The sequence below is a fragment of the Streptomyces cinnamoneus genome (assembly GCF_002939475.1).
Taxonomy (GTDB): domain Bacteria; phylum Actinomycetota; class Actinomycetes; order Streptomycetales; family Streptomycetaceae; genus Streptomyces; species Streptomyces cinnamoneus_A.
In genome coordinates this window covers 2,085,468-2,107,464 of sequence record NZ_PKFQ01000001.1, presented here as the reverse complement: position 1 = coordinate 2,107,464, position 21,997 = coordinate 2,085,468, and the positions used below count along the sequence as shown (strand labels likewise).

The window sequence follows — 21,997 nt, the reverse complement described above, 5'->3', positions numbered from 1 at the left end:
CGCCGGACGAAAGCAAAAACGTGCTGACCGTCGATTTCTCCCGCTTCCCGCTCGCCCCGGGCGACCGCGTCCTCGATCTCGGCTGCGGCGCCGGCCGGCACGCCTTCGAGTGCTACCGGCGCGGGGCGCGCGTCGTCGCGCTGGACCGCAACGGCGAGGAGATCCGCGAGGTCGCCAGGTGGTTCGCCGCCATGAAGGAGGCCGGCGAGGCGCCCGAGGGGGCCACCGCCACCGCCATGGAGGGCGACGCGCTGGCCCTGCCCTTCCCCGACGACAGCTTCGACGTCGTCATCATCTCCGAGGTCATGGAGCACATCCCGGACGACAAGGGCGTGCTCGCCGAGATGGTCCGCGTCCTGCGACCGGGCGGCCGCATAGCGGTCACCGTGCCGCGCTACGGCCCGGAGAAGGTCTGCTGGGCGCTCAGCGACGCCTACCACGAGGTCGAGGGCGGCCACATCCGCATCTACAAGGCCGACGAGCTGCTGGAGAAGATGCGCGAGGCCGGCCTCAAGCCGTACGGCACCCACCACGCCCACGGCCTGCACAGCCCGTACTGGTGGCTCAAGTGCGCCTTCGGCGTCGACAACGACAAGGCGCTGCCCGTCCGCGCCTACCACAAGCTGCTGGTCTGGGACATCATGAAGAAGCCCGCGGCCACGCGCGTCGCCGAGCAGCTCCTCAACCCCGTCATCGGCAAGAGCTTCGTCGCCTACGCGACCAAGCCGCACCTGCCCGCCGACGCGGTGGCCGGGGAGCGCGCGTGACCACCGCCGGCAGCAGGCCGGACCGCACCGAGCGCCTCGTCCTGCCGGGCGTCCTCACCGCCGAGCAGGCCGCCCGCACCGTCGCCGGCATCGCCGCCGGGCAGCGCGAGGACGGCGCCATACCGTGGTTCAGGGGCCACCACCTCGACCCCTGGGACCACGTCGAGGCCGCCATGGCCCTGGACGCGGCGGGTGAACACGAGCGCGCCGAGGCCGCCTACCTCTGGCTGGCCCGGCACCAGAACCCCGACGGCTCCTGGTACGCGGCCTACGCCGACGGCGACGCCGAGGCGCCCACCGACCGCTCCCGCGAGAGCAACTTCGTCGCCTACGTCGCCGTGGGCGTCTGGCACCACTACCTCTCCACCGGCGACGACGCCTTCCTCGACCGCATGTGGCCGACGGTCTTCGCCGCCGTGGAGTTCGTCCTCGGCCTGGCGCAGCCGGGCGGCCAGATCGGCTGGAAGAAGGAGGACGACGGCACGGAGCGCACCGAGGCGCTGCTCACCGGCTGCTCCTCCGTCCACCAGGCGCTGCGCTGCGCCCTGGCCATCGCCGAGCACCGCGAGGAGCCGCAGCCCGACTGGGAGCTGGCGGCCGGCCTGCTGGCGCACGCCATACGGCACCACCCCGAGCGGTTCCTGGACAAGAGCCGCTACTCCATGGACTGGTACTACCCGGTCCTGGGCGGGGCCGTCACCGGCGCGGCCGCCAAGGAGCGCATCGAGGAGCGCTGGGACGACTTCGTCGTGACCGGCCTCGGCGTGCGCTGCGTGCTGCCCAACCCCTGGGTGACCGGCGGGGAGAGCTGCGAACTGGCCCTGGCGCTGTGGGTGATGGGCGAGTCGGACCGCGCGGTGTCGATCCTCCAGTGGATCCAGCACCTGCGGGCCGAGAACGGCATGTACTGGACCGGGTACGTCTTCGCCGACGACGCCGTGTGGCCGGAGGAGCAGACCACCTGGACCGCCGGTTCGCTGCTGCTGGCCGTGGCCGCGCTGGGCGGCGACGAGGCGACCACCGCCGTCTTCGGGGGCGAGCGCCTGCCGTCGGGCCTGGAACCGGACTGCTGCGGGTAGGGCGGGCGGAGGGTCGCCCGCGCGAACTCACCCCCTGCTCAGGTGGATTGTCAGTGGCTCGCCCTACAGTGACGTCATGAGCCTTCTCAGTCATGAGCGTTACTGCGGCGAGGTCATCGCCGAGACCGAACTGCTGTGTACGGCCCTGCGGGACGCCGACGTCTCCACCCCCGTACCCACCTGCCCCGACTGGACCCTCGCCCAGCTCGTCCTGCACCTCGGCGGCGCGCACCGCGCCGTCGAGGCCGTCGTGCGGACCCGGGCCACCGAATTCGCCGTGCCGGACGTGTCGCAGGAGGCCGGCGGCCCGGCCCCGGCCGACGCGGCCGCGCTCGCGGCGTGGCTGACCGAGGGCGCCGCCACGCTGGTGGCGGCCCTGCGGGAGGCCGGCCCCGACGCCCGGGTCTGGACGTTCGGCGGCGAGCAGCCCGCCGCCTTCTGGTTCCGCCGCATGGCGCACGAGACGGTGATCCACCGCGCCGACGCCTTCGCCGCGGTCGGCTCCCCCTTCGCCGTCGCCCCGGAGGTGGCCGCCGACTGCCTCGACGAGTGGCTGGACATCCTCGCCTTCCTCCACAGGCTCGGCCGCCTCCCGGAGCTGAGCGACGTCACCGGCCCCGACCGCACCCTTCACCTGCACGCGACGGACGCCGCGCCCGAGCTGGACGCGGAATGGGTCATCGACGGCACGCAGGAGCACATAGCGTGGCGGCGCGCCCACGAGAAGGCCGCCGTGGCCGTGCGGGGCCCGCTGGCCGACCTGCTGTGCCTCGTCTACCGCCGCCTGCCGCTGAAGGACGCGGACCGGATCGAGGTCGTCGGCGACCGCGAGCTGCTCGAAGCCTGGCTGGAACGAGCCAAGTTCTGACGGGTCGCCCCCGCTTCCGGCCGGTCAGGAGTTCAGCTCCGCCAGCACCCTGAGGGTCTCCTCGTCCGGCGTGATGACGAGGAGGTCGGTGACCGGGCCCGCCCGCCACAGCTCCAGCCGTTCGGCGACGCGCTCGCGCGGGCCGACCAGCGAGATCTCGTCGGCGAAGGAGTCCGGCACCGCCTCCACGGCCTCCTCCCGCCGTCCGGAGAGGAACAGGCGCTGGACGCGGCGGGCCTCCTCCCCGTATCCCATGCGGGCCATGAGGTCGGCGTGGAAGTTGCGGGCCGCGTGGCCCATGCCGCCGATGTAGAGGGCGAGCATGGTCTTCACGGGGCGCAGTCCCTCCGTGACGTCCGCGCAGATCCTCGCCTGCGTCAGGGGGGCCACCATGAAGCCCGCGGGGGTGCCGGCGAGGGACTCGGCGTAGAGGTCCGAGCGCGCCGGCGACCAGTACAGCGGTAGCCAGCCGTCCGCGACGCGCGTGGTCTGGGCGACGTTGCGCGGGCCCTCGGCGCCCAGCAGCACGGGCAGGCCGGCCCGCAGGGGGTGGGTCACGGAGCGCAGCGGCTTGCCCAGGCCGGTGGCGCCGGGCCCGGTGTAGGGGTGGCAGTGGTAGCGCCCGGCGAGCTCCACGGGCGCCTGTCTGCGCAGCACCTGCCGGACGACGTCCACGTATTCGCGGGTGGCGGTCAGCGGGCTGTCGGGGAACGGGCGTCCGTACCAGCCCTCGACGACCTGGGGGCCCGACAGGCCGAGGCCGAGCAGGACCCGGCCGCCGGAGAGGTGGTCGAGGGTGAGGGCGTGCATGGCCGTGGCCGTCGGCGTGCGGGCGGCCATCTGGGCCACGGCCGTGCCGAGCCGGATGCGGCGGGTGTGGGCGGCGATCCAGGTCAGCGGGGTGAAGGCGTCGGATCCCCACGACTCGGAGGTCCAGACGGAGTGGTAGCCGAGCCGCTCGGCCTGCTGGGCGAGGGCGAGCTGGCGTGGGTCGGGGTGCCGGCCCCAGTAACCGAGGGCGAGACCGAGTCGCACGAGAGCCTCCTTGGGTACCCTGCCGGATCCATATCTGACGGGTCATCAGGCAATTGGGGACTCTAGGGCCGCGGGCCGCACGGGACCAGGGCGCCGCGAGGGCCGCCGGCCGGCCGTGCCGGCCACCGCCGCCCGGGCGCCGCGGACAACGCGACGGCCCGCCGGGATGAACCCGGCGGGCCGTCGTGGGAGCGGGGCGCGTCAGCCGCGCTGGATGCCCGTGGTGTCCTGGAGGACGCCGCGGCGGCCGTCCTGCGTCTGGGCGACGAGCGCCGGACCGCGCTGGTCCACCGCGAGGTACCACGTGCCGGGCGCCAGCTCGGCGATCGGCGTCTGGGAGCCGTCCTCCGGGAACAGCGGCCGGTTCACCGGCACCGCGAACCAGAACGGGGTGAAGTCACCGCCGGCCGGCGCGGCGGGCTGGCCGGCGGCCGCGGGCTGCGCGGCCTCGGGGCCCTGCTGCGGCTGGACCTGGGTCGGGCCGGCCTGCGGCGCGCCGCCGAAGGACGGCTGCTGCTGGGCGCCGTAGGGGGCGCCGGGCTGCATGCCGCCCGGGGCGGGGTAGCCGTAGCCCTGGCCGGGCTGGGCGCCGTACGGAGCCGGGGCGGGCTGCGGGGCGCTCAGCAGCGGGGCCTTCAGGGCCGGGACGCGCGGGGTGAGCGCCGAGACGGCGGCCAGCACGAGGGTGGCGATGAGGGCCAGGATCTGGCCGACGCCGGGGGAGACGCGGTCGCTGTCCGGGCCGCCGAAGATCGTCCACAGCGAGGACCACGCGGCGAAGACCGAGAGCGCGATGCCCCACTGGTCCAGGCTCAGGCCGACGAGCTTGCGGCCCTCGGGCTGGAAGCGCGCGGCGATGACGAGGGCGGCGGCGATGATTCCGGCGAGGAAGATCGACGGCAGCACGGGGAAAAGGTCGGGCTTCCAGCCGGTCGGCTCCTTGGGGCAGCCCATCGCGCCGATCGGCGAAGGCCCGCAGTCATACGAATGGAAGCTCAGGAACGAGGCGATGAACAGCAACACCGCTGCTCCGATCACCACGCCGTCGCCTCGAGTGAGGGAGCGGATGTTCACCTAAAATCCTTTGTCAGTGCTGTCAGTACGCGTCGCCGGCATGGGGATGCGGGATGCCGGAGCGCGTGAGGGCGCGGGGGTGGCGGCCACCCATCGTACGGGTGAACCTATCGCCTGGACGGCCGGGGCGTCTCCTTCGTATCACCCTCGTGACACGCCCGTGGCCTGCCGGTACGTACCCGGCGTCCGCGCGGTCCGCCCCCCGCGGGCCTACCCGCGCAGAAAGTCCGTGATGCCGTCCGCGATCCCCTGCGCCGCCTTTTCGCGCCAGCTCGCGTCGGTGAGCGAGGCGGCGTCCCGCGGGTCCTTCATGTTGCCGCACTCGATGAACACCTTGGGGATGACCGAGAGGTTGAGGCCGCCCAGGTCACCGCGGGTGTCGAGGCCCGTGCCGCCGCCGACGTAGTTGGACGCCGGGGTCCCGGTCGAACGGACGAAGTTCCCCGCGATGCGGGCGCCCAGCTCCTTGGACGGGCCGACGATGGCCGAGGTGTCCGCCCGCCCCGCGTGCACCTGTGCGGGCAGGATCACATGGAAGCCCCGCTGGCCGACGGCCGCGCCGTCCGCGTGGATCGACACGGCGGCGTCCCCGTGGGCCTTGTTCCCGATGTCGGCCCGCTCGGTCACGCAGGGCCCCCACGGCCGGTCGCCGTCGTGGGTGAGGGTGACCGTGGCGCCGCGCGCCCGCAGCAGCGCCCGGAGGCGGTGCGCCACGTCGAGGCTGAAGGCGGCCTCGGCGTAACCGGCGTCGGTCTCGGTGCCGGTGGTGTCGCACTCCTTGCGGCCGTTGCCGATGTCGACCTGACGGTTGATCTCGGCGGTGTGCTCGCTGTTGTGGACGTTGTGGCCGGGGTCGACGACGACGACCTTGCCCTTGAGCGGCCCGTCGGCCGCCTGCGGGGCGTCCTGCGGCGAGGGCGCGGAGGACGGCGACTCGGCGGGCGCCGACCACGGCGGTGCGCCGGACGGCTCGGACGGCTGCGGCCGCTGGCGGGGCGGCTGCGCGGCCGGCGAGGACGCGGCGACGGGCCCCCGCGCGTCGTCCCGCCGCGCCGCCGGGCCGCCCGGCTCGCCCGAGCAGGCCGTCAGCACGCCGACGGCCAGGAACAACGCGGCCGCCCCGGCCGCCGGACGCCGGGGTGCGCGGGAGAGGACGCCGTGGAACACGCTGCCGTTGGACACGCGGGCGATGCTAGCGCCGCCGCTCAGACGCCGTGACCCGTACGCCGCAGTACGCGCAGCGAGCGCGTCACCGAGACCTCGGTGAACGCCCCGGACTCAAGGGCCCTGCGGTACACGCGGTACGGGGCCTGGCCGCCGTCCGCGGGGTCGGGGAAGACGTCGTGGATGACGAGCAGCCCGTCGGGGGCGACGTGGGGCGCCCACCCCTCGTAGTCCGCGTTCGCGTGCTCGTCGGTGTGCCCGCCGTCGATGAACACCAGTCCGAGGGGCGTCTGCCAGACCTTCGCCACCTGCGGGGAGCGTCCGACGACGGCGATGACGTGGTCCTCCAGCCCGGCCCGGTAGAGCGTCCGCCGGAAGGTGGGCAGGGTGTCCATCCGCCCGACGCCCGGCTCGTGGTCCACGACCGAGGGGTCGTGGTACTCCCACCCCGGCTGCTGCTCCTCGCTGCCCCGGTGGTGGTCGACGGTGACGGCGACGGTGCCGCCCTCGCGGGCGGCGTCGGCCAGGAGGATGGTGGACCGGCCGCAGTAGGTGCCCACTTCGAGCAGGGGGAGTCCCTGCCCGGCGGCCCGCGCGGCGGCGGAGTACAGGGCGAGCCCTTCGTCCACGGGCATGAACCCCTTGGCCGCTTCGAAGGCGGCGAGTGTCTCGGGCTTGGGCTGCGCCATGCTGTCCTGTCCTCGGGGCGGAGTGGGTGTGGGGGCCATGCTGCCGTACGCGGCTGGCGGTTCCCCGCCCACCCCGCCCCCTGGCGGGCGGGGCCGCTACAACCAGCCGTTCTGGCGTGCCGCCCGCACCGCCTCCATGCGGTTGCGCGTCTGGGTCTTGCCGATCGCGGCCGACAGGTAGTTGCGGACCGTCGCGGGCGACAGGTGCACCTTCGCCGCGATGTCGGCGACGGTCGCCCCGTCCACGGCCGCCGCCAGCACGTCGCGCTCGCGCTGGGTCAGCGGGTTCGGCCCGGCGCTGAGGGCGGCCGCGGCGAGCGCCGGGTCGATGACGCGCTCGCCGGCCAGCACCCGGCGGATCGTCGCCGCCAGTTCCTCGACCGGGCCGTCCTTGACGAGGAAGCCGCAGGCGCCCGCCTCCATGGCCCGGCGCAGATAGCCGGGCCGGCCGAAGGTGGTGAGTATCAGCACCCGGCACTCCGGCAGCCGCGCCCGCAGGTCGGCCGCGGCGTCGAGGCCGCTGCGGCCCGGGAGCTCGATGTCCAGCAGGGCGATGTCGGGGCGCAGTTCGAGGGCGCGGGGGAGGATCTCGTCACCGTCACCCACCTGGGCGACGATCTCGATGTCGTCCTCCAGGCCCAGCAGCAGCGCCAGCGCGCCGCGCATCATCCCCTGGTCCTCGGCCAGCAGTACCTTGATCACGCGGCTCACGCGGCCCGCTCCTCCTCGTTGTCGTCCACCGGGAGTTCCGCCACGAGCCGGAACCCCCGCCGCCCGTCAGGGCCCGCCGTCAGGGAGCCGCCCGCGGCGGCCAGCCGCTCGCCGAGCCCCTTGAGTCCGTTGCCGCCCGTGCCCGGGTCGCCCTGGGCCGAGCCTACGCCGCGTCCGTCGTCGCTGATCTCCAGATGGACCCGGTCCTGTTCCCCGCGCACCTCGATCAGGCACCGCCCCGCGCCGCTGTGCCGTACGACGTTGGTGACCCCCTCCCGGACGACCCAGCCCAGGAGGGCCGCCGTCTGGGGCGGCAGCGGCGGGCCCGACTGGCGGATGTCGGCGCTGACGCAGGACGCCTCCAACAGGGACCGCGCGCGGTCGAGTTCCGTGGTGAGGCTCCCCTCGCGGTAGCCGGTCACCGCCTCGCGGATCTCGGTGAGGGCCTGCCGGCCCACCGCCTCGATGTCGGCGGCCTGGCCCATCGCCGCCTCCAGGTCGCGCGGCGCCAGCCGGCGCACCGCCTCCGCCTTGACCACGATGACGGACATCGTGTGGCCCAGCAGGTCGTGCAGGTCGCGGGAGAAGCGCAGCCGTTCCCGCTCGACGGCCGAGTGGGCCAGCTCCTCGCGGGTGGCGCGCAGCTTGGCGTTGGTCTCGGAGAGGTTGAGCACCGCGGCCGCCACCATGCCCGACAGACCGGTTCCCCAGGCGACGACGAGCACGTTGTCGGTGTGGCTCTGGACGGCCATGGTGGCGCCCACCGTGATGCCGAGCGTGCCCAGCGCCGCTCCGAGCCGGGGGCCGGTGCGCAGGACGACGCCGGTGGCGAGCGAGAGCAGCGGGAAGCACAGCAGCCAGTCGCCGCCGTAGCCGATGGTCAGGGCGTAGGTGACCGCGGCCATCCCGCCGAGCAGGTAGAGCGGCCGGCGGGTGTGCCGGCGCTCCTCGTCGAGCCCGTCGAGGATCGCGGCCACGTAGAGGGCCAGGAAGGCGGCGACGCCCAGGGCGCCGAGCCAGGGGAGCGGCAGTCGGCCGCGGGCGAGGTCGACGACGTCGCTGACGATGACGAGGGGCCAGGGCATGAAGTGCCGCGGCCCCGGCGGTCCCAGCCGCTCGAACCGTTCCTCGCGCCGTCCCCGCTCCGTACAGTGCCGCATGGCTCACGACCCTACGGAAGCGCCCGAGGGCCGGTCAGAGGGGAATGTCGCAGGACACCCATGACATTTGTCTTCCCACGCCGCGGGGGATGGGCTATACATAGCCGGTTGAGAACTGGAACGCGTTCTAGTACCCCTCACGGCACCGGCGAAGGAGCAACACCTCCATGCCCATCGACCCCGCCAAGGCCACCGCCGCCGAACCGCGGACCGTCCCGCTCTCCTGGGACCACAAGGACGTCCTGCTCTACCACCTCGGCATCGGCGCCGGATCCCGCCAGGGCGCGCCCGGCGCCGCCACCGACCCCCGCGAACTGCGCTACACCCTGGAGAGCAGGCTGCACGTCCTGCCCTCCTTCGCGACCGTCGCCGGCGGCGGCATGGCCCTGGCCGGCGGGCTCACCGCGCCCGGCGTCGACGTCGACCTCGCCGCCGTGCTGCACGGCGGGCAGAGCGTCGTCCTGCACCGGCCCATCCCCCTGCGGTCCGCCGCGGGCACCCGGCAGACCAGCCGGGTGGAGGCCGTCTTCGACAAGGGCAAGGCCGCGCTCATCGTGCTCCGCGCCGACGTCGCCGACGACGACGGGCCGCTGTGGACCTGCGGCAGCGAGATCTTCGTCAAGGGGGAGGGCGGCTTCGGCGGCGAGCGCGGCTCCACCGGCCGCCTCGAAGCCCCGGCCCGCGCAGCCGACCTGACGGCCGAGCGGCACGTGCGCGAGGACCAGGCCCTGCTCTACCGCCTCTCCGGCGACTGGAACCCCCTGCACGCAGACCCCGAGTTCGCGGCCCTCGCCGGCTACGACAAGCCGATCCTGCACGGCCTGTGCTCGTACGGCATCGCCCTCAAGGCCGTCGTCGACACCGTGCTCGGCGGCGAGGTCGCCCGCGTGCGCTCCTACCGCACCCGCTTCGCCGGCGTCGTCTTCCCCGGCGAGACGCTGCGCGTGCGCATGTGGCGCGACGCCCCCCGGCCGGGCAGCGTCCAGCTCACCGCGACCGCCGTCGAACGCGAGGACGCGCCGGTCCTCACGGACACCGTCGTCGAACACGACTGAGTCACCGGCGAGGCCGGCTCGCCGCCGTCACGTTCCGTACGAAGGGAGCCCCGCATGCGCGCCGCCGTACTGCACGAGACAGGACAGGACAGGCTCGACGTCCTCGACGACGTCGAACCCGTCGCCCTCGGCCCCGGCAAGGTCAGGATCCGCGTCCGGGCCGCCGGGCTGTGCCACTCGGACCTCTCCGCGATGTCCGGCGTGCTGCCGCAGCCCGCGCCCTTCGTCCCCGGCCACGAGGGCGCGGGCGACGTCGTCGACGTCGGCGACGGCGTCACGGGCCTGGGGCCCGGCGACCGCGTCCTCGTGTGCTGGCTGCCCGCCTGCGGCGGCTGCCCGTCCTGCAAGCGCGGGCAGACCCACCTCTGCCTCGCCGGCTTCGCCAACTCCGGCACCCCCAACTTCAGGCGCCCGGCCGGCGACGTCTTCGGCTTCGCCGGCACCGGCACCTTCGCCGAGGAGACCGTCGTCGCGGCCGGCTGCGCCGTGCCCGTCCCCGACGACGTGCCCTACGAGATCGCCGCCCTCCTCGGCTGCGGCGTCACCACCGGCCTCGGCGCGGCCCTCAACACCGCCGGGGTGACCCCCGGTTCGTCGGTCGCCGTCCTCGGCTGCGGGGGCGTCGGCCTCTCCACCGTCCAGGGCGCACGGATCGCCGGCGCCGCCCAGATCCTCGCCGTCGACCCCGTCGGCTCCCGCCGCGAGGCGGCCCTGGGCTTCGGGGCGACCGAGGCCGTCGCCCCCGAGGGCCTGGCCGACGCCAAGGCCCGCATCACCGGCGGCGAGGGCTTCGACTACGTCTTCGAGGTCGTCGGCAGGTCCGCCACCGCCCGCACCGCCTACGAGGCCACCCGGCGCGGCGGCACGCTGTGCGTCGTGGGGGCGGGCGCCCTGGACGACCACTTCCACGTCAGCATGTTCGAGCTGTTCTTCGACGAGAAGAGGATCCTGCCCTCGCTCTACGGCGGGGGAGACGTGCTCCGCTCGTACGAACGCGCCATCGCCCTGTGGCGGGCCGGCCGCGTCGACCTGGAGGGCCTGATCACCCACCGGGTGCCGCTGGCCCGCATCAACGACGCCCTCGACCAGATGCGCACGGGCGAGGCGCTGCGCACATGGGTGACGATGTGACGGGCGGCCGGAGCGCCCCGCTGGCGGGCAGGACCGCCGTCGTCACCGGTGCCGGGCGCGGGCTCGGCCGCGCCGAGGCCCTGGAACTGGCCCGCCTGGGCGCCGCCGTCGTCGTCAACGACTACGGACAGCCCGCCCGCGACGGCTCCGGCGAGGCGTCCGCCGGCCCGGCGGAGGCGGTCGCGGCCGAGATCCGGGCGGCCGGCGGGCGGGCCACGGCGCACGCCGGCGACGTCGCCGACTTCGAGGAGGCCCGCGCGCTCGTGGACCTGGCCGTCGAGACCTACGGAGCCCTCGACGTCCTGGTCAACAACGCCGGCATCCTGCGCGACCGGATGGTCTTCTCGATGAGCGAGGAGGAGTGGGACGCCGTCGTCCGCGTCCATCTGAAGGGCCACTTCAACACCACCCGGTTCGCGGCCGCGCACTGGCGGGAGCGCGCCAAGGCGGCCGGCGGCGCACCGGTCGGCGGACGCATCGTCAACACCTCCTCGGAGGCGTTCCTCGCCGGCTCGGCCGGGCAGCCCAACTACGCGGCGGCCAAGGGCGGCATCGTCGGACTGACCACCTCCACAGCCGAGGCGCTGCGCAAGTACGGGGTCACGGCGAACGCGATCTGCCCCCGGGCGCGGACGCGGATGACGGAGGACGTCTTCGACGGCGTCGGGCCGCCGGCGCCGGGGCGCCCGGACCCCCTGGCCACGGGGCACGTCGCCCCGCTCGTGGCCTATCTCGCCTCGCCCGCCGCCGCCGGGATCACCGGGCAGCTGTTCGTGGTGCACGGCGGCATGGTCGCGGTCATGGAGCGGCCGAAGGTGGCCGCGCGCTTCGACACGGAGGGGGACGCCTTCACCGTCGAGGAGCTCGACAGTCTCCTGACGCCGTATTACGCGGGGCGGCCGGAGCGGGAGGGCTTCGCGGCGCCGGAGGTGCTGGCACTGCGGCACGGCTGACGCCGCGGCCCCGGAGAACGGTGCCGCCCGGGTGGGCCCGTACGCGGGGGCCCACCCGGGCGGGAAGTGCTGCCGGGACTAGTTCGTCTCGCCGGGGCGGCGGTGTTTGCCGAAGGCGGGAGCGCGGTTCTCGTCCGGCGAGGCCGGACCGCGGTGCCTGCCGGTGCCGCCGGCTGCGGCCTGGGCGGGCGCCTTGAGGGTGCGCGCCTCGGTCGTGTCGTTTCGGGCATCGGACATGGGGAAAGTCACTCCGTCGGATCTGGGTGCGTGCTGTGCGCGTCGGGGCCCACGACAGCGGCACCCGGCGTCACAGACCCCGCCCGACGACCTCGCCCGACATCAACGCACTGGTCGTGCACGGCCGTTGGGCTGCCTCGGTGCCCGCTGGTACAGCTGCGCGACCCCCGCCCGATTCTAACGGGACCTTGATCACCGAGCCACCCGCGGCAGCGGCGTGTCCACGGCAAGAAAGCACCGGGAAACGCCACAACTACGGCGTACGGGCACAGGGCGCCTGCTGGAGCGGCACGGGCCGGGCGGGGGCGGAGCCGTCCGGTTCCGCCCCCGCCGTCGCCGTGCCCGCGGTCCCCTCCACCACGGGCACGGCACGCTCGGTCTCCCCGCCCGGCTCCGGGGCCCCGGCCTCGCCGGGCATCCGCAGCCGCGCCAGCCCGCAGGGCACCCCGGCCGTGACGAACGGCAGCCGCAGCTCCCCGCAGGCCGTCCACAGCCCCGCCCCCGGCAGCCAGCCCGTGGGACCGGGGAACTGCCGCAGCCGCTTGGTGGCCGGCCGCCACACCCCGACCCAGCTGTCCGCCGCGCCGCGGTCGACCCGGAAGGCCACCGAGCACTCCTCGGGGCTCAGCCCCTGTCCCGGCTGGGCGGCGAACGGCGTGAGCGAGGCGTCCGGCAGCAGCAGGCACTCCGGGAAGCGCACCGGGCGCGACGACCCCAGCACGCCCCAGCCGAGCCGGTCGACGCCGGGCGCGTCGGACCTCACCAGCAGCAGGCCGCTGTCCGGCTCGGCGAGCAGCAGCCGGTCGTTGCTCTTGTCGGTGATCTGGAGCAGCGGGCTGGTCTCGCCGCCGCGTCCGAGGTCGACCACGACGGTCTTGGTCAGCCCCTCCAGCTCCCGGTCCAGGGCGAGCAGCCGGCCCGAGCGGTCCAGCCAGGCGCCCCCCTCGCAGCGCCCCTGGACGGTGGCGAGCAGTTCGGGGCCGCCGGCGCCGCCGTGCACCCGCCAGAGGGTGGTCGACCGCTCGCCGTGCACGAGGGCGTAGGCGGACGAGCCGTCGGGGGCGGGTGGCAGCAGGGACAGGTAGGGGCACTCGATCGTGCCCAGCGGCAGCTCGCCGGTGCCGGGCCCGGTGGGGTAGAGCAGCGAGAGCGCGTACCGCTCGGCCACCCGGCGCCGGATGAGCACCCGGCCGTCGCTGAGCGGCAGCACCTCGCTGTCGGGCTCCTCGGGCTGGCTGCCGGGCAGCGACACGGCGTAGGGCTCGGGGCCGTCGAGGGTCCAGCGTTCCGGAAACCAGCCGTCCGTGCCGCGGCCGAGAGCCAGCCACGCGGCGTACGAACCGTCCACGGTGACCGTGAATGCCGTGCGTCTCATGTCCAGCGGCGGAGCACTTCGGGGCGTGCTCTGAGGGGTGCTCTGGGTGCCTTGGGGAGCACAGACCGTCATGAGAAACGTCACCTCCGGCACTGAACGTAGTTATGGCGCCTCCGGCTCAACCCTCCGACCCCGGTCACTTCACGCGTAAGGGTGGTAGATGTCCGATTTACCGGAGGGGCGGGGGGTGGGTGTGCTGCGGGTGTTTCAGATGGGTAAGGTAAGGCGATCCTAAGTAGCCGTCATATGGCCGTCCCGGCCCCCTCGACCCGGCGCCGGCCGTCCCCTTGGAGCACCACCCATGTCTTCGCGCCGTCGCGGCACCGCCGCCGCAGCCCTGTCCGTCGCCGCCGCGCTCTCGCTCGCCGCCTGCGGCTCCTCCGGGGGCGACGGGGCGGGCAAGGACGGCGGGGCCGGCTCGAAGTCGGTCGCCCAGGGCGGCAAGGACTTCGGCAAGGCCGCCGAGGAGACCGCGAAGATGGGCACCGACGCCGCGCCCGGCCAGTTCCCGCGCACCATCACCCACGCCCTCGGCACGACGGAGATCAAGAAGCGCCCCGAGCGCGTCGTCGTCCTCGACGTCGGCGAGCTGGACAACGTCGTCTCCCTCGGCATCAAGCCGGTCGGCTGGGCCCCCAGCGAGGGCAGCCAGGAGATCCCCGCCTACCTGAAGAAGGACGCCGGCGAGCCCAAGAGCGTCGGCACCATCAACAACCTCAACCTTGAGGCGATCAACGCGCTCAAGCCCGACCTGATCCTCGGCAGCAAGCTGCGAGCGGAGAAGAACTACAAGGACCTGTCGAAGATCGCCCCCACCGTCTTCTCGGTCCGCCCCGGCTTCACGTGGAAGGAGAACTACCTCCTCAACGCCGCCGCCCTCGACAAGAGGGCCGACGCCGAGAAGCAGCTCGCCGACTACGAGGCCAAGGCCCGCAAGCTCGGCCAGGACGTCGGCGAGAAGAAGCCGACCATCAGCATGGTGCGCTACCTGCCGCAGGTCACCCGCCTGTACGCCCGGCAGTCCTTCATCGGCACCGTCCTCGCCGACGCCGGACTGCCGCGCCCGGAGAACCAGCGGGCCGACACCCTCGCCGTCGAGGTCGGCCCGGAGAGGATCGACCAGGCCGACGCCGACTGGATCTTCACCGGCGTCTACGGCGACCCGGGCAGGACGAAGCAGGACGCGGCCGAGGGCAATCCGCTGTGGAAGAACCTCACGGCGGTACGCGAGGGCCGGGCCAAGCCCGTCCAGGACGAGACCTGGTACCTGGGCCTGGGTGTCACCGCCGCCAACAGCGTCCTGGACGACCTGCGCGGCTTCCTCGTGAAGTGACGCGCCGGCATGACACGCGCGGACCGCGCGCCACGAGCCGTCCGAAGTGAGCCGTGTGAGGTCGGCGCAGTGAAGAGCGGCACGGGGGACAGGTAGCCTTTCCTCCGTGCCCGCACTGTCTGAAGTCATCGCCGCCCTCGAAGCTCTCTGGCCCCCGGAGCGGGCCGAGCAGTGGGACGCCGTCGGCACCGTCTGCGGCGACCCCGACGCCCCCGTCGGCACGGTCCTGTTCGCCGTCGACCCCGTCCAGGAGGTCGTCGACGAGGCCGTGCGGCTCGGCGCCGACCTGGTCGTCGCCCACCACCCGCTCTACCTGCGGGGCACGACGACCGTCGCCGCCCACACCTTCAAGGGCCGGGTCGTCCACACCCTGATCAAGAACGACATCGCCCTGCACGTCGCGCACACCAACGCCGACAGCGCCGACCCGGGCGTCTCCGACGCCCTCGCCGGCGCCCTCGACCTGCGCGTCACCGGCCCCCTCGTGCCGGACCCCACCGACCCGCACGGCCGTCGCGGCCTCGGCCGCCTCTGCGAGCTCGACCCGCCCATGAGCCTGGCCGACTTCGCCGAGCGGGCCGCGGGACGCCTGCCCGCCACCGCGCAGGGCATCCGCGTCGCCGGCGACCCGGCCCGCACCATCCGCACGGTCGCCGTCTGCGGCGGCTCCGGCGACTCCCTCTTCGACCAGGTCCGCGAGTCCGGCGCCGACGCCTACGTCACCGCCGACCTGCGCCACCACCCCGCGTCCGAGGCGCAGCAGCACAGCCCGCTCGCGCTGGTCGACGCCGCGCACTGGGCCACCGAGTGGCCCTGGACCGAGCAGGCCGCGGCCCAGCTCGACGAGATCTCCGACCGCCACGGCTGGGGCCTGCGCACCCACGTCTCGCGTACGGTCACCGACCCCTGGACCGCCCACGCGGCGTCGTCCGGCCACAACCACTAACCAGGAGCCCCCAAATAAACGCCGCGCCCGCCGACCAGATCCGCCTTCTCGATCTCCAGGCCCTCGACGTCCGCCTCACCCAGCTCGCGCACAAGCGCAAGAGCCTGCCCGAGCACGCCGAGATCGTCACCCTCGAAGGCGACCTCACCCAGCACCGCGACCTCCTCGTCGCCGCGCAGACCGAGGAGAGCGACTGCGCCCGCGAGCAGGCCAAGGCCGAGCAGGACGTCGACCAGGTCCGCCAGCGCGCCGCCCGCGACCAGCAGCGTCTCGACTCCGGCGCCGGCATGTCCCCCAAGGACCTGGAGAACCTCCAGCGCGAGGTCGCCTCGCTCGCCAAGCGCCAGGGCGACCTGGAGGACGTCGTCCTCGAGGTCATGGAGCGCCGCGAGACCGCCCAGGAGCGGGTGAAGGAGCTGACGAGCCGCGTCGAGTCCGTGCAGGGCAAGGTCAACGACGCCGTGGCCCGCCGCGACGCCGCCACCGAGGTCCTCGACACCGAGGCCGCGACGGTCACCAAGGAACGCGAGATCGTCGCCGGTTCCATCCCGGCGGACCTGCTGAAGCTGTACGACAAGCTGCGCGCCCAGTCCGGCGGCGTCGGCGCGGCCCGCCTCTACCAGCGCCGCTGCGAGGGCTGCCAGCTGGAGCTGAACATCACCGAGCTCAACGAGGTGCGGTCCGCCGCCCCCGACACCGTGGTGCGGTGCGAGAACTGCCGCCGCATCCTGGTCCGTACGCCCGAGTCCGGCCTGTAGCCGACGATGGCGAACCGCTTCGTCGTCGAGGCCGACGGCGGCTCCCGGGGCAACCCGGGACCCGCCGGCTACGGCGCGGTGGTGCTCGACGCGGCGACCGGTGAGGCCCTGGCCGAGGCGGCCGAGTACATCGGCACCGCGACCAACAACGTCGCCGAGTACAAGGGCCTGATCGCCGGGCTGAAGGCCGCGAAGGCCCTCGACCCGGACGCGGAGATCGCGGTCCGGATGGACTCCAAGCTCGTCGTCGAGCAGATGTCCGGACGCTGGAAGATCAAGCACCCGGACATGAAGCCGCTGGCCGCCGAGGCACAGCGGGTCTTCCCCGCCGGCCGCGTCGCGTACGAGTGGATCCCGCGCGAGAAGAACAAGCACGCGGACCGGCTGGCCAACGAGGCGATGGACGCGGGCAAGGCGGGCCGGCAGTGGGAGCCGGGACGCTCCTCGGCCGGCCTCGCGGCAGCGGCCTCCGCCCCGTCCGGTGTCGCGGCCGCCCTCCAGGTGCCCGCCGCCGAGCCGCTCGCCGAGCCGAAGGCCTCGCCGGTCGGCTGGGCCGCGCCCGCCGACCTCGGCGCACCCACCACGTTCGTCCTGCTGCGGCACGGCGAGACCGCCCTGACGCCGCAGAAGCGCTTCTCCGGCAGCGGCGGCAGCGACCCCGGACTGTCGCCCGCCGGCCGCCGCCAGGCCGAGGCGGCCGCGGCCGCGCTGGCCGCCCGCGGCACCATCCAGGCCGTGGTCACCTCGCCCCTGCTCCGCTGCCGGGAGACCGCCGGCGCCGTCGCCGCCCGGCTGGGCCTGGACGTGCGCGTCGAGGAGGGCCTGCGCGAGGCGGACTTCGGCGCCTGGGAGGGCCTGACCTTCGCCGAGGTGCGCGAGCGCCACCCCGAGGACCTCGACGCCTGGCTCGCCTCGTCGAAGGCCGCCCCCACCGGCGGCGGCGAGAGCTTCGCGGCCGTCGCCCGCCGGGTGTCCCTGACGCGCGACAGGCTCCTGGCGCGCTACGCCAGCCGCACGGTCCTGCTCGTCACGCACGTCACGCCCGTCAAGACGCTGGTGCGGCTGGCGCTGGGCGCGCCGCCCGAGTCGCTGTTCCGCATGGAGCTGTCGGCGGCGTCGCTGTCGGCGGTGGCGTACTACGCGGACGGGAACGCGTCGCTGAGACTGCTGAACGACACGTCGCACCTGCGGTAGGCCCCGCGGGAACGCGCCGAGGCCCCGTCGCGTCCGCGACGGGGGCCTCGGTCGTGGTCGTCCGGGGGCGCTAGAGGGCGAGGGTGGAGCCGACCCGGTCGCAGCCGGGGCACTCCCACCGGTCCGGAGCGCCGATGCGCGGCGGCGTCATGTCGACCTCGCACTGCGGACAGCGCATCGTGATGGGCTCCACGTGCCCGCACGTGCCGCACACCCACAACGGCCCCTCGGAGTCGTGCTGCCGCCAGGCGGTCCGCTGACAGCGCGCGCACCCGGTCGTCACGATCCCCGCGCCCCTGCTTATGACCGGCGGCTCCGGGGTCGAGTGGGCGTACTCGATGATCTGTGCCCTGATGTGGTCGTCGGTGGTGTTGGCCATCCGGAGCAGATGTGCGACTCGCGAGCGTGCTTCGTCAACGAAATCGTTCATGGCGGCAACAGGCTATCGCCTGGCGGTCAGTTGGGTTCAGATGTAGTCAACGTGCTGCTCGCGGTGTCGCCCTGGTGGAACCCTGGGCTAGACCTCCGTCACCACCACGTCGAGGGCCCACGGCCGGCCGGCCCCGGCCGGGGCGGCGCCCTCCACCGTGTAGCCGAGGTCCCGCAGGGCGTCGGCCAGTTCGGCCGGGGTGGCGGGCGCGGACCCGGTGGTCAGCAGCTCGCGCACGAGCCGGCCCTTGGTGGCCTTGTTGAAGTGGCTGACGACGGACCGTTTCTCGACCCCGTCCACCACCTTGGACTGCAGCACCCGCACCGTGGCGGTCCGCTCGGCGAGGCTGCCCTTCGGCTTCCAGGCCGAGGCGTACGCCGCCGAGCGCAGGTCCAGCACCAGACCGTCCCCGGCGGCCTCGGGCAGGGCCTCGGCCATCGGAGCGCGCCAGTGCGCGGCGAGGGCGCCCAGCCCCGGCAGCTTCACGCCCATCGAGCAGCGGTAGGAGGGGATGGCGTCGTCGACGCGCACGGCGCCCCACAGCCCGGAGAAGACCAGCAGCGAGCGGCCGGCGGCGCGGCGCGCGGGCCCGGCGAGCGTGGCCAGGCCCAGGGCGTCGTAGAGCACGCCCGTGTAGATCTCCCCGGCGGGGCGGGTGCCGGCCGTGCGCAGCCCGGCGTTCTTGGCGACCTCGCCGCGCAGCCCCGGGCTCAGGCCCAGCACCTCGGCGGCCTTCTCCTCGTCGCCCGAGCACAGCTCGACCAGCTCGTCCAGGACGCTCTCCCGCGCCCGGCCGAGCGCCGGCAGCGCCAGGCCGGCGATCTCCAGCGCGGGCCCGGTGCCACCCGTGGCCTTCCCCTCGGACGGCGGCAACAGCACGAGCACGGTCGATCTCCTTCACGGCCTTCGGGGGACCTCTGCACCCTAGGACATGTTCGCCGTGCCCCACGCCCGCACCGCCCCTAGGCTCGGTGCCATGCCCCGCCGCCCGATGCGTGTGACGGACGCGGAGCGCGCCCCGCTGGCGACCGCCCTGCGCGAGCTGCGCGCGCGCACGCACGTGCCCGGGGGGTTCCCCCCGGCGGTGCTGGAGGAGGCGGAGCGGGCCGCGCGCCGGCCGCGCATGCCCGCGTACGACGCGACGGACGTGCCGCTCTTCACGATCGACCCGCCGGGCTCCACGGACCTGGACCAGGCGATGTACCTGGCGCGCCGGGACGCCGGCGGCTTCCGCGTCTACTACGCCATCGCCGACGTGGGGGCCTTCGTCGCACCCGGGGGAGCGCTGGACCGGGAGGCGCACGAACGGGTGGTGACCCTCTACTACCCCGACCTGCGGGTGCCCCTGCACCCGCCGGTCCTCGGCGAGGGGGCCGCGAGCCTGCTGCCGGACCACGACCGGCCCGCCGTGCTCTGGCGCCTGGACCTGGACGCGGACGGGAACGTCGAGCGCACGGACGTCCGCCGCGCGGTCGTCCGCAGCCGGGCCAGGCTGGACTACGCCGGCGTCCAGCGGGCCCTCGACTCCGGGACGGCGGAGGAGCCGCTCAGCCTGCTGCGGGAGGTGGGCCGGCTTCGGGAGGGGCTGGAACGGACCCGCGGCGGCGTCTCCCTCAACGTGCCCGAGCAGGAGGTCGTCCGGCGGGCGGACGGCCGCTACGCGCTGGAGTACCGGGCCCCGCTGCCGGCGGAGGGCTGGAACGCGCAGATCTCCCTCATGACGGGGACGGCCGCGGCCCAGCTCATGCTCACCGCCGGGACGGGCGTCCTGCGCACCCTGCCCGCCGCGCCGGAGAGCGCGGTCGCGAGGCTGCGGAGGGTGGCGCGGGCCCTCGGCGTGACGTGGCCGGAGGCGATGCCGTACGCCGTGGTCGTCCGGGCCCTCGACCCCCGGCACCCCCAGCACGCGGCCTTCCTGCAGGAGTGCACGGCCCTGCTGCGGGGCGCGGGCTACGCGGCCTTCGACCGCGACCGCCCGTCCGAGCTCCCGCCCCCGGCCGCCCCGGTCCACGCCGCGCTGGCGGCCCCCTACGCCCACTGCACCGCCCCGCTGCGCCGCCTGGTCGACCGCTACACCAGCGAACTGTGCCTGGCCGCGGTCGCGGGGACGGCCGCCCCGGAGTGGGTGCGGGCGGCGCTGGACGCCCTGCCGGCCGAGATGGAACGGGGCGGGCGCCGGGCGGGCGAGGCCGAGCGGGAGTGCGTGGACCTGGTCGAGGCGGCGCTGCTGCGCGACCGGATCGGCGAGGTCTTCGACGGCTACGTGGTGGACGTGGTCGAGTCCCGCCCCACGGCGGGCCGGGTCCACCTCTACGACCCCGCCGTGATCGGCCACGTCGAGGGCGACGGCGACGGCCCGCCCCTGCCGCTGGGCCGGCGGATGAGGGTCAGGGTGATCGAGGCGAACCCCGGACGGGAGAAGGTCTGGTTCGCCCCGGCCTGAGCGGCCGGTAGCATGGTCGTCACGGCGGACGAGCCGGCCGGGCGGCCGCGTGGGATCCTCACGGATCCCCCGAGGAACGTCCGGGCTCCACACGGCAGGGTGGTGGGTAACGCCCACCCGGGGTGACCCGCGGGACAGTGCCACAGAAAACAGACCGCCGGGACCGTGAGGTCCCGGTAAGGGTGAAACGGTGGTGTAAGAGACCACCAGCGTCCGAGGTGACTCGGACGGCTAGGTAAACCCCACCCGGAGCAAGGTCAAGAGGGGCAGCCGCTTCACGGCGGCGGCCCTGCGCGGACGATCGAGGGCTGCCCGCCCGAGTCCGCGGGTAGACCGCACGAGCCTGTCGGCAACGGCAGGCCTAGATGGATGGCCGCCTCCCCGAGGACCGCGAGGACCTCGGGAGACAGAACCCGGCGTACAGGCCGACTCGTCCGCCCCTAACCCCTCTGACCTGCGGAAACGCAGAGCTGAGGGGCTTCATTTTGCCCCGTGGGGAGTATCTGGGGAGTTTCGATCGAGACACTCGCATTCCCCTCCTGCTGCACCTCCACGGCCACGCGGACGGCGAATGCGAGGAGCGCGCCGAGCGCCGCCATTCCCCGGGCTCCGGATTTCGGCATGAAGTGCACGTAGGTCCGCAGCGTGAATGCCGGGTCGCTGTGTCCGAGCCAGGCCGCGAGCTGAACGATCGTCTCACCGGCGGCCAGCACGACTGAGGCGAAGGTGTGACGAAGGACATGGAAACCCTCTTCGCGAAGCATGGCCCACACCACGTGCACCAGCGGGCGTTTCCCCGGCCGGGGGATGACCTCCACCTCCGGAGCCGGGATGACGCCGGCCTTCACGAGGGCGGGCTTCCAATGCAGCCGACAACAAGGATCGCCCTCGAATCCTGCCTTGGACCCGCGCCTGGCGCCCATCCGCCCCCGTCGCGACCGCTCGGGACGGCGCGTAGAAGCGGCGGCATGATGGCCAGGGTGTGACTCATCGCGAATCTGGGAGCTTGCGCCGAGTCCACGGGGCGCCTCGGCCCGTCGACTCATCCCCCGGGCCGGAATTGGCCCGGGGCATTATCGAACCGACGAGGCGATTGGTTGAGGGGCCGTCGTGTTGTGCGACGGCCCCTCAACCTTTTCAACAGAACTGCGCGTCCGCTGTTACACGGCAGGCAGCATGCCCGGCGTCGCCTTGTCGGCGGGGACGGAGACGATGAACCGCATGGTGGGGTCGCGAAGCGGAGTGAAGCCGAGCCAGACGACCCGGCCTCCTCGCCCTGGAGGATGAGGTCAGCCGTCTCTTCCTCGACCCACACGGTCGGCGAGCCGCCTCCGGTGGTCTCCGGGGCGATTCCGACGAACTCTAGGGGCCATGGCGCCCTCCCGTTTCAAGTCGGTTGCGGGTTCTTGCGTTGCGACGCTTCCCGAGCGGTTGTGCCAGGTCAAGGGAGCGAGGCGTCCTTCGCGTCAAGATGGCTTGTTCACGCGAACATGCAGTCCGCCGATCACTCGGCCCATGTCCGCGGTCACGCCGCCGCACCGTCCGGCGCCTCGGCCCCGCCCACGTAGTCGCAGCCGTTCAGCCAGGCCGTGAGC

22 protein-coding genes and 1 other RNA gene are annotated in these 21,997 nt (G+C 74.1%); 12 read left to right on the top strand and 11 right to left on the bottom strand.

The window, feature by feature from the left end:
• Positions 1-20: 20 nt before the first annotated feature.
• The 3 genes from CYQ11_RS08810 (at position 21) to CYQ11_RS08800 (ending at position 2,714) form a co-directional block, all read left to right on the top strand.
• Entirely contained in the window at positions 21-767 is a 747-nt protein-coding gene (locus CYQ11_RS08810) for a class I SAM-dependent methyltransferase (protein WP_099200725.1), read from the top strand.
• Positions 764-1,846 carry a glucosidase family protein gene (locus tag CYQ11_RS08805; RefSeq protein WP_099200726.1) on the top strand — a complete coding sequence of 361 codons (1,083 nt, stop codon included), beginning with the start codon at positions 764-766 and terminating at the stop codon, positions 1,844-1,846. The genes CYQ11_RS08810 and CYQ11_RS08805 overlap by 4 nt, the downstream gene beginning before the upstream one ends.
• 76 nt (positions 1,847-1,922) lie before the next feature.
• On the top strand, positions 1,923-2,714 hold the full coding sequence (locus CYQ11_RS08800; protein ID WP_099200727.1) for a maleylpyruvate isomerase family mycothiol-dependent enzyme: 792 nt from the start codon (positions 1,923-1,925) through the stop codon (positions 2,712-2,714).
• Between the two features lie 24 nt (positions 2,715-2,738).
• On the opposite strand, the gene CYQ11_RS08795 is transcribed toward CYQ11_RS08800, so the two are convergent.
• From CYQ11_RS08795 to CYQ11_RS08770, 6 genes are all read right to left on the bottom strand, one after another.
• The gene (locus CYQ11_RS08795) at positions 2,739-3,749 is read right to left on the bottom strand and encodes an LLM class F420-dependent oxidoreductase (protein ID WP_099200728.1); all 1,011 of its coding nucleotides are present in this window, start codon (positions 3,747-3,749) and stop codon (positions 2,739-2,741) included.
• A gap of 201 nt (positions 3,750-3,950) precedes the next feature.
• Entirely contained in the window at positions 3,951-4,823 is an 873-nt protein-coding gene (locus CYQ11_RS08790; RefSeq protein ID WP_099200729.1) for a DUF5336 domain-containing protein, read from the bottom strand.
• 210 nt (positions 4,824-5,033) lie between these two features.
• The gene (locus CYQ11_RS08785; protein ID WP_240003522.1) at positions 5,034-6,005 is read right to left on the bottom strand and encodes an N-acetylmuramoyl-L-alanine amidase; all 972 of its coding nucleotides are present in this window, start codon (positions 6,003-6,005) and stop codon (positions 5,034-5,036) included.
• A gap of 23 nt (positions 6,006-6,028) precedes the next feature.
• Positions 6,029-6,676: a class I SAM-dependent methyltransferase gene (locus CYQ11_RS08780; RefSeq protein ID WP_338105651.1), complete on the bottom strand. Its 648-nt coding sequence runs from the start codon at positions 6,674-6,676 to the stop codon at positions 6,029-6,031.
• A gap of 96 nt (positions 6,677-6,772) precedes the next feature.
• Complete coding sequence (locus tag CYQ11_RS08775) at positions 6,773-7,378, bottom strand: response regulator transcription factor (protein ID WP_099200895.1); 606 nt, start codon at positions 7,376-7,378, stop codon at positions 6,773-6,775.
• 5 nt (positions 7,379-7,383) lie between these two features.
• Positions 7,384-8,547, bottom strand: coding sequence for a sensor histidine kinase (locus CYQ11_RS08770; RefSeq protein WP_099200731.1), 1,164 nt, complete (start codon positions 8,545-8,547; stop codon positions 7,384-7,386).
• 167 nt (positions 8,548-8,714) lie between these two features.
• Between CYQ11_RS08770 and CYQ11_RS08765 the strand changes: the two genes are divergently transcribed.
• From CYQ11_RS08765 to CYQ11_RS08755, 3 genes are read left to right on the top strand one after another with little or no spacing between them, the layout of a single operon-like run.
• Entirely contained in the window at positions 8,715-9,602 is an 888-nt protein-coding gene (locus CYQ11_RS08765; RefSeq protein ID WP_099200732.1) for a MaoC/PaaZ C-terminal domain-containing protein, read from the top strand.
• Positions 9,603-9,656: 54 nt separating this feature from the next.
• Positions 9,657-10,733 carry a Zn-dependent alcohol dehydrogenase gene (locus CYQ11_RS08760; RefSeq protein ID WP_099200733.1) on the top strand — a complete coding sequence of 359 codons (1,077 nt, stop codon included), beginning with the start codon at positions 9,657-9,659 and terminating at the stop codon, positions 10,731-10,733.
• On the top strand, positions 10,718-11,686 hold the full coding sequence (locus CYQ11_RS08755; protein ID WP_099200734.1) for a 3-oxoacyl-ACP reductase: 969 nt from the start codon (positions 10,718-10,720) through the stop codon (positions 11,684-11,686). Before CYQ11_RS08760 ends, CYQ11_RS08755 begins: the two co-directional genes overlap by 16 nt.
• Positions 11,687-11,764: 78 nt before the next feature.
• Here CYQ11_RS08755 and CYQ11_RS29475 read toward each other — a convergent pair whose 3' ends face one another.
• Positions 11,765-11,923, bottom strand: a complete 159-nt coding sequence (locus CYQ11_RS29475) for a hypothetical protein (protein WP_181143619.1) — start codon at positions 11,921-11,923, stop codon at positions 11,765-11,767.
• 253 nt (positions 11,924-12,176) lie between these two features.
• A complete protein-coding gene (locus tag CYQ11_RS08750; RefSeq protein WP_398779565.1) occupies positions 12,177-13,370 on the bottom strand; it encodes a hypothetical protein in 1,194 nt (397 codons plus the stop codon).
• A 229-nt stretch (positions 13,371-13,599) separates the two neighbouring features.
• On the opposite strand from CYQ11_RS08750, the gene CYQ11_RS08745 reads away from it, so the two are divergent.
• The 4 genes from CYQ11_RS08745 to CYQ11_RS08730 all read left to right on the top strand — a co-directional run bounded on the left by CYQ11_RS08745 (position 13,600) and on the right by CYQ11_RS08730 (position 17,529).
• Positions 13,600-14,631: an ABC transporter substrate-binding protein gene (locus CYQ11_RS08745; protein WP_099200735.1), complete on the top strand. Its 1,032-nt coding sequence runs from the start codon at positions 13,600-13,602 to the stop codon at positions 14,629-14,631.
• Between the two features lie 106 nt (positions 14,632-14,737).
• A complete protein-coding gene (locus CYQ11_RS08740; protein WP_099200736.1) occupies positions 14,738-15,577 on the top strand; it encodes a Nif3-like dinuclear metal center hexameric protein in 840 nt (279 codons plus the stop codon).
• A 14-nt stretch (positions 15,578-15,591) separates the two neighbouring features.
• On the top strand, positions 15,592-16,335 hold the full coding sequence (locus tag CYQ11_RS08735) for a zinc ribbon domain-containing protein (protein WP_181143837.1): 744 nt from the start codon (positions 15,592-15,594) through the stop codon (positions 16,333-16,335).
• A 6-nt stretch (positions 16,336-16,341) separates the two neighbouring features.
• Positions 16,342-17,529, top strand: coding sequence for a bifunctional RNase H/acid phosphatase (locus tag CYQ11_RS08730; RefSeq protein ID WP_099200737.1), 1,188 nt, complete (start codon positions 16,342-16,344; stop codon positions 17,527-17,529).
• Between the two features lie 70 nt (positions 17,530-17,599).
• Here the strand turns inward: CYQ11_RS08730 and CYQ11_RS30235 are convergent, their stop codons facing one another.
• Both CYQ11_RS30235 and yaaA read right to left on the bottom strand, forming a co-directional pair.
• Entirely contained in the window at positions 17,600-17,908 is a 309-nt protein-coding gene (locus CYQ11_RS30235) for a hypothetical protein (RefSeq protein WP_240003524.1), read from the bottom strand.
• Between the two features lie 138 nt (positions 17,909-18,046).
• Positions 18,047-18,844 (bottom strand): peroxide stress protein YaaA, encoded by a 798-nt coding sequence (yaaA, locus tag CYQ11_RS08720; RefSeq protein WP_099200738.1) that lies wholly within the window; start codon positions 18,842-18,844, stop codon positions 18,047-18,049.
• A 91-nt stretch (positions 18,845-18,935) separates the two neighbouring features.
• On the opposite strand from yaaA, the gene CYQ11_RS08715 reads away from it, so the two are divergent.
• On the top strand, positions 18,936-20,402 hold the full coding sequence (locus tag CYQ11_RS08715) for an RNB domain-containing ribonuclease (RefSeq protein WP_099200898.1): 1,467 nt from the start codon (positions 18,936-18,938) through the stop codon (positions 20,400-20,402).
• Positions 20,403-20,431: 29 nt separating this feature from the next.
• Positions 20,432-20,839, top strand: an RNA gene (gene rnpB, locus CYQ11_RS08710) — RNase P RNA component class A.
• Positions 20,840-20,842: 3 nt separating this feature from the next.
• Here the strand turns inward: rnpB and CYQ11_RS29040 are convergent.
• Positions 20,843-21,250, bottom strand: a complete 408-nt coding sequence (locus CYQ11_RS29040; RefSeq protein WP_181143618.1) for a site-specific integrase — start codon at positions 21,248-21,250, stop codon at positions 20,843-20,845.
• Positions 21,251-21,997: the final 747 nt, after the last annotated feature.

Bases quoted from the DNA above. Each gene is read 5' to 3' on its own strand.
- CYQ11_RS08750 (WP_398779565.1), bottom strand. From the start codon at position 13,370: ATGACGGTCTGTGCTCCCCAAGGCACCCAGAGCACCCCTCAGAGCACG.
- CYQ11_RS08745 (WP_099200735.1), top strand. From the start codon at position 13,600: ATGTCTTCGCGCCGTCGCGGCACCGCCGCCGCAGCCCTGTCCGTCGCC.
- CYQ11_RS08730 (WP_099200737.1), top strand. From the start codon at position 16,342: ATGGCGAACCGCTTCGTCGTCGAGGCCGACGGCGGCTCCCGGGGCAAC.
- CYQ11_RS08780 (WP_338105651.1), bottom strand. From the start codon at position 6,676: ATGGCGCAGCCCAAGCCCGAGACACTCGCCGCCTTCGAAGCGGCCAAG.
- CYQ11_RS08800 (WP_099200727.1), top strand. From the start codon at position 1,923: ATGAGCCTTCTCAGTCATGAGCGTTACTGCGGCGAGGTCATCGCCGAG.
- CYQ11_RS08765 (WP_099200732.1), top strand. From the start codon at position 8,715: ATGCCCATCGACCCCGCCAAGGCCACCGCCGCCGAACCGCGGACCGTC.
- CYQ11_RS08760 (WP_099200733.1), top strand. From the start codon at position 9,657: ATGCGCGCCGCCGTACTGCACGAGACAGGACAGGACAGGCTCGACGTC.
- CYQ11_RS08755 (WP_099200734.1), top strand. From the start codon at position 10,718: ATGGGTGACGATGTGACGGGCGGCCGGAGCGCCCCGCTGGCGGGCAGG.
- CYQ11_RS08770 (WP_099200731.1), bottom strand. From the start codon at position 8,547: ATGCGGCACTGTACGGAGCGGGGACGGCGCGAGGAACGGTTCGAGCGG.
- CYQ11_RS30235 (WP_240003524.1), bottom strand. From the start codon at position 17,908: ATGGCCAACACCACCGACGACCACATCAGGGCACAGATCATCGAGTAC.
- CYQ11_RS29475 (WP_181143619.1), bottom strand. From the start codon at position 11,923: ATGTCCGATGCCCGAAACGACACGACCGAGGCGCGCACCCTCAAGGCG.
- CYQ11_RS08715 (WP_099200898.1), top strand. From the start codon at position 18,936: ATGCCCCGCCGCCCGATGCGTGTGACGGACGCGGAGCGCGCCCCGCTG.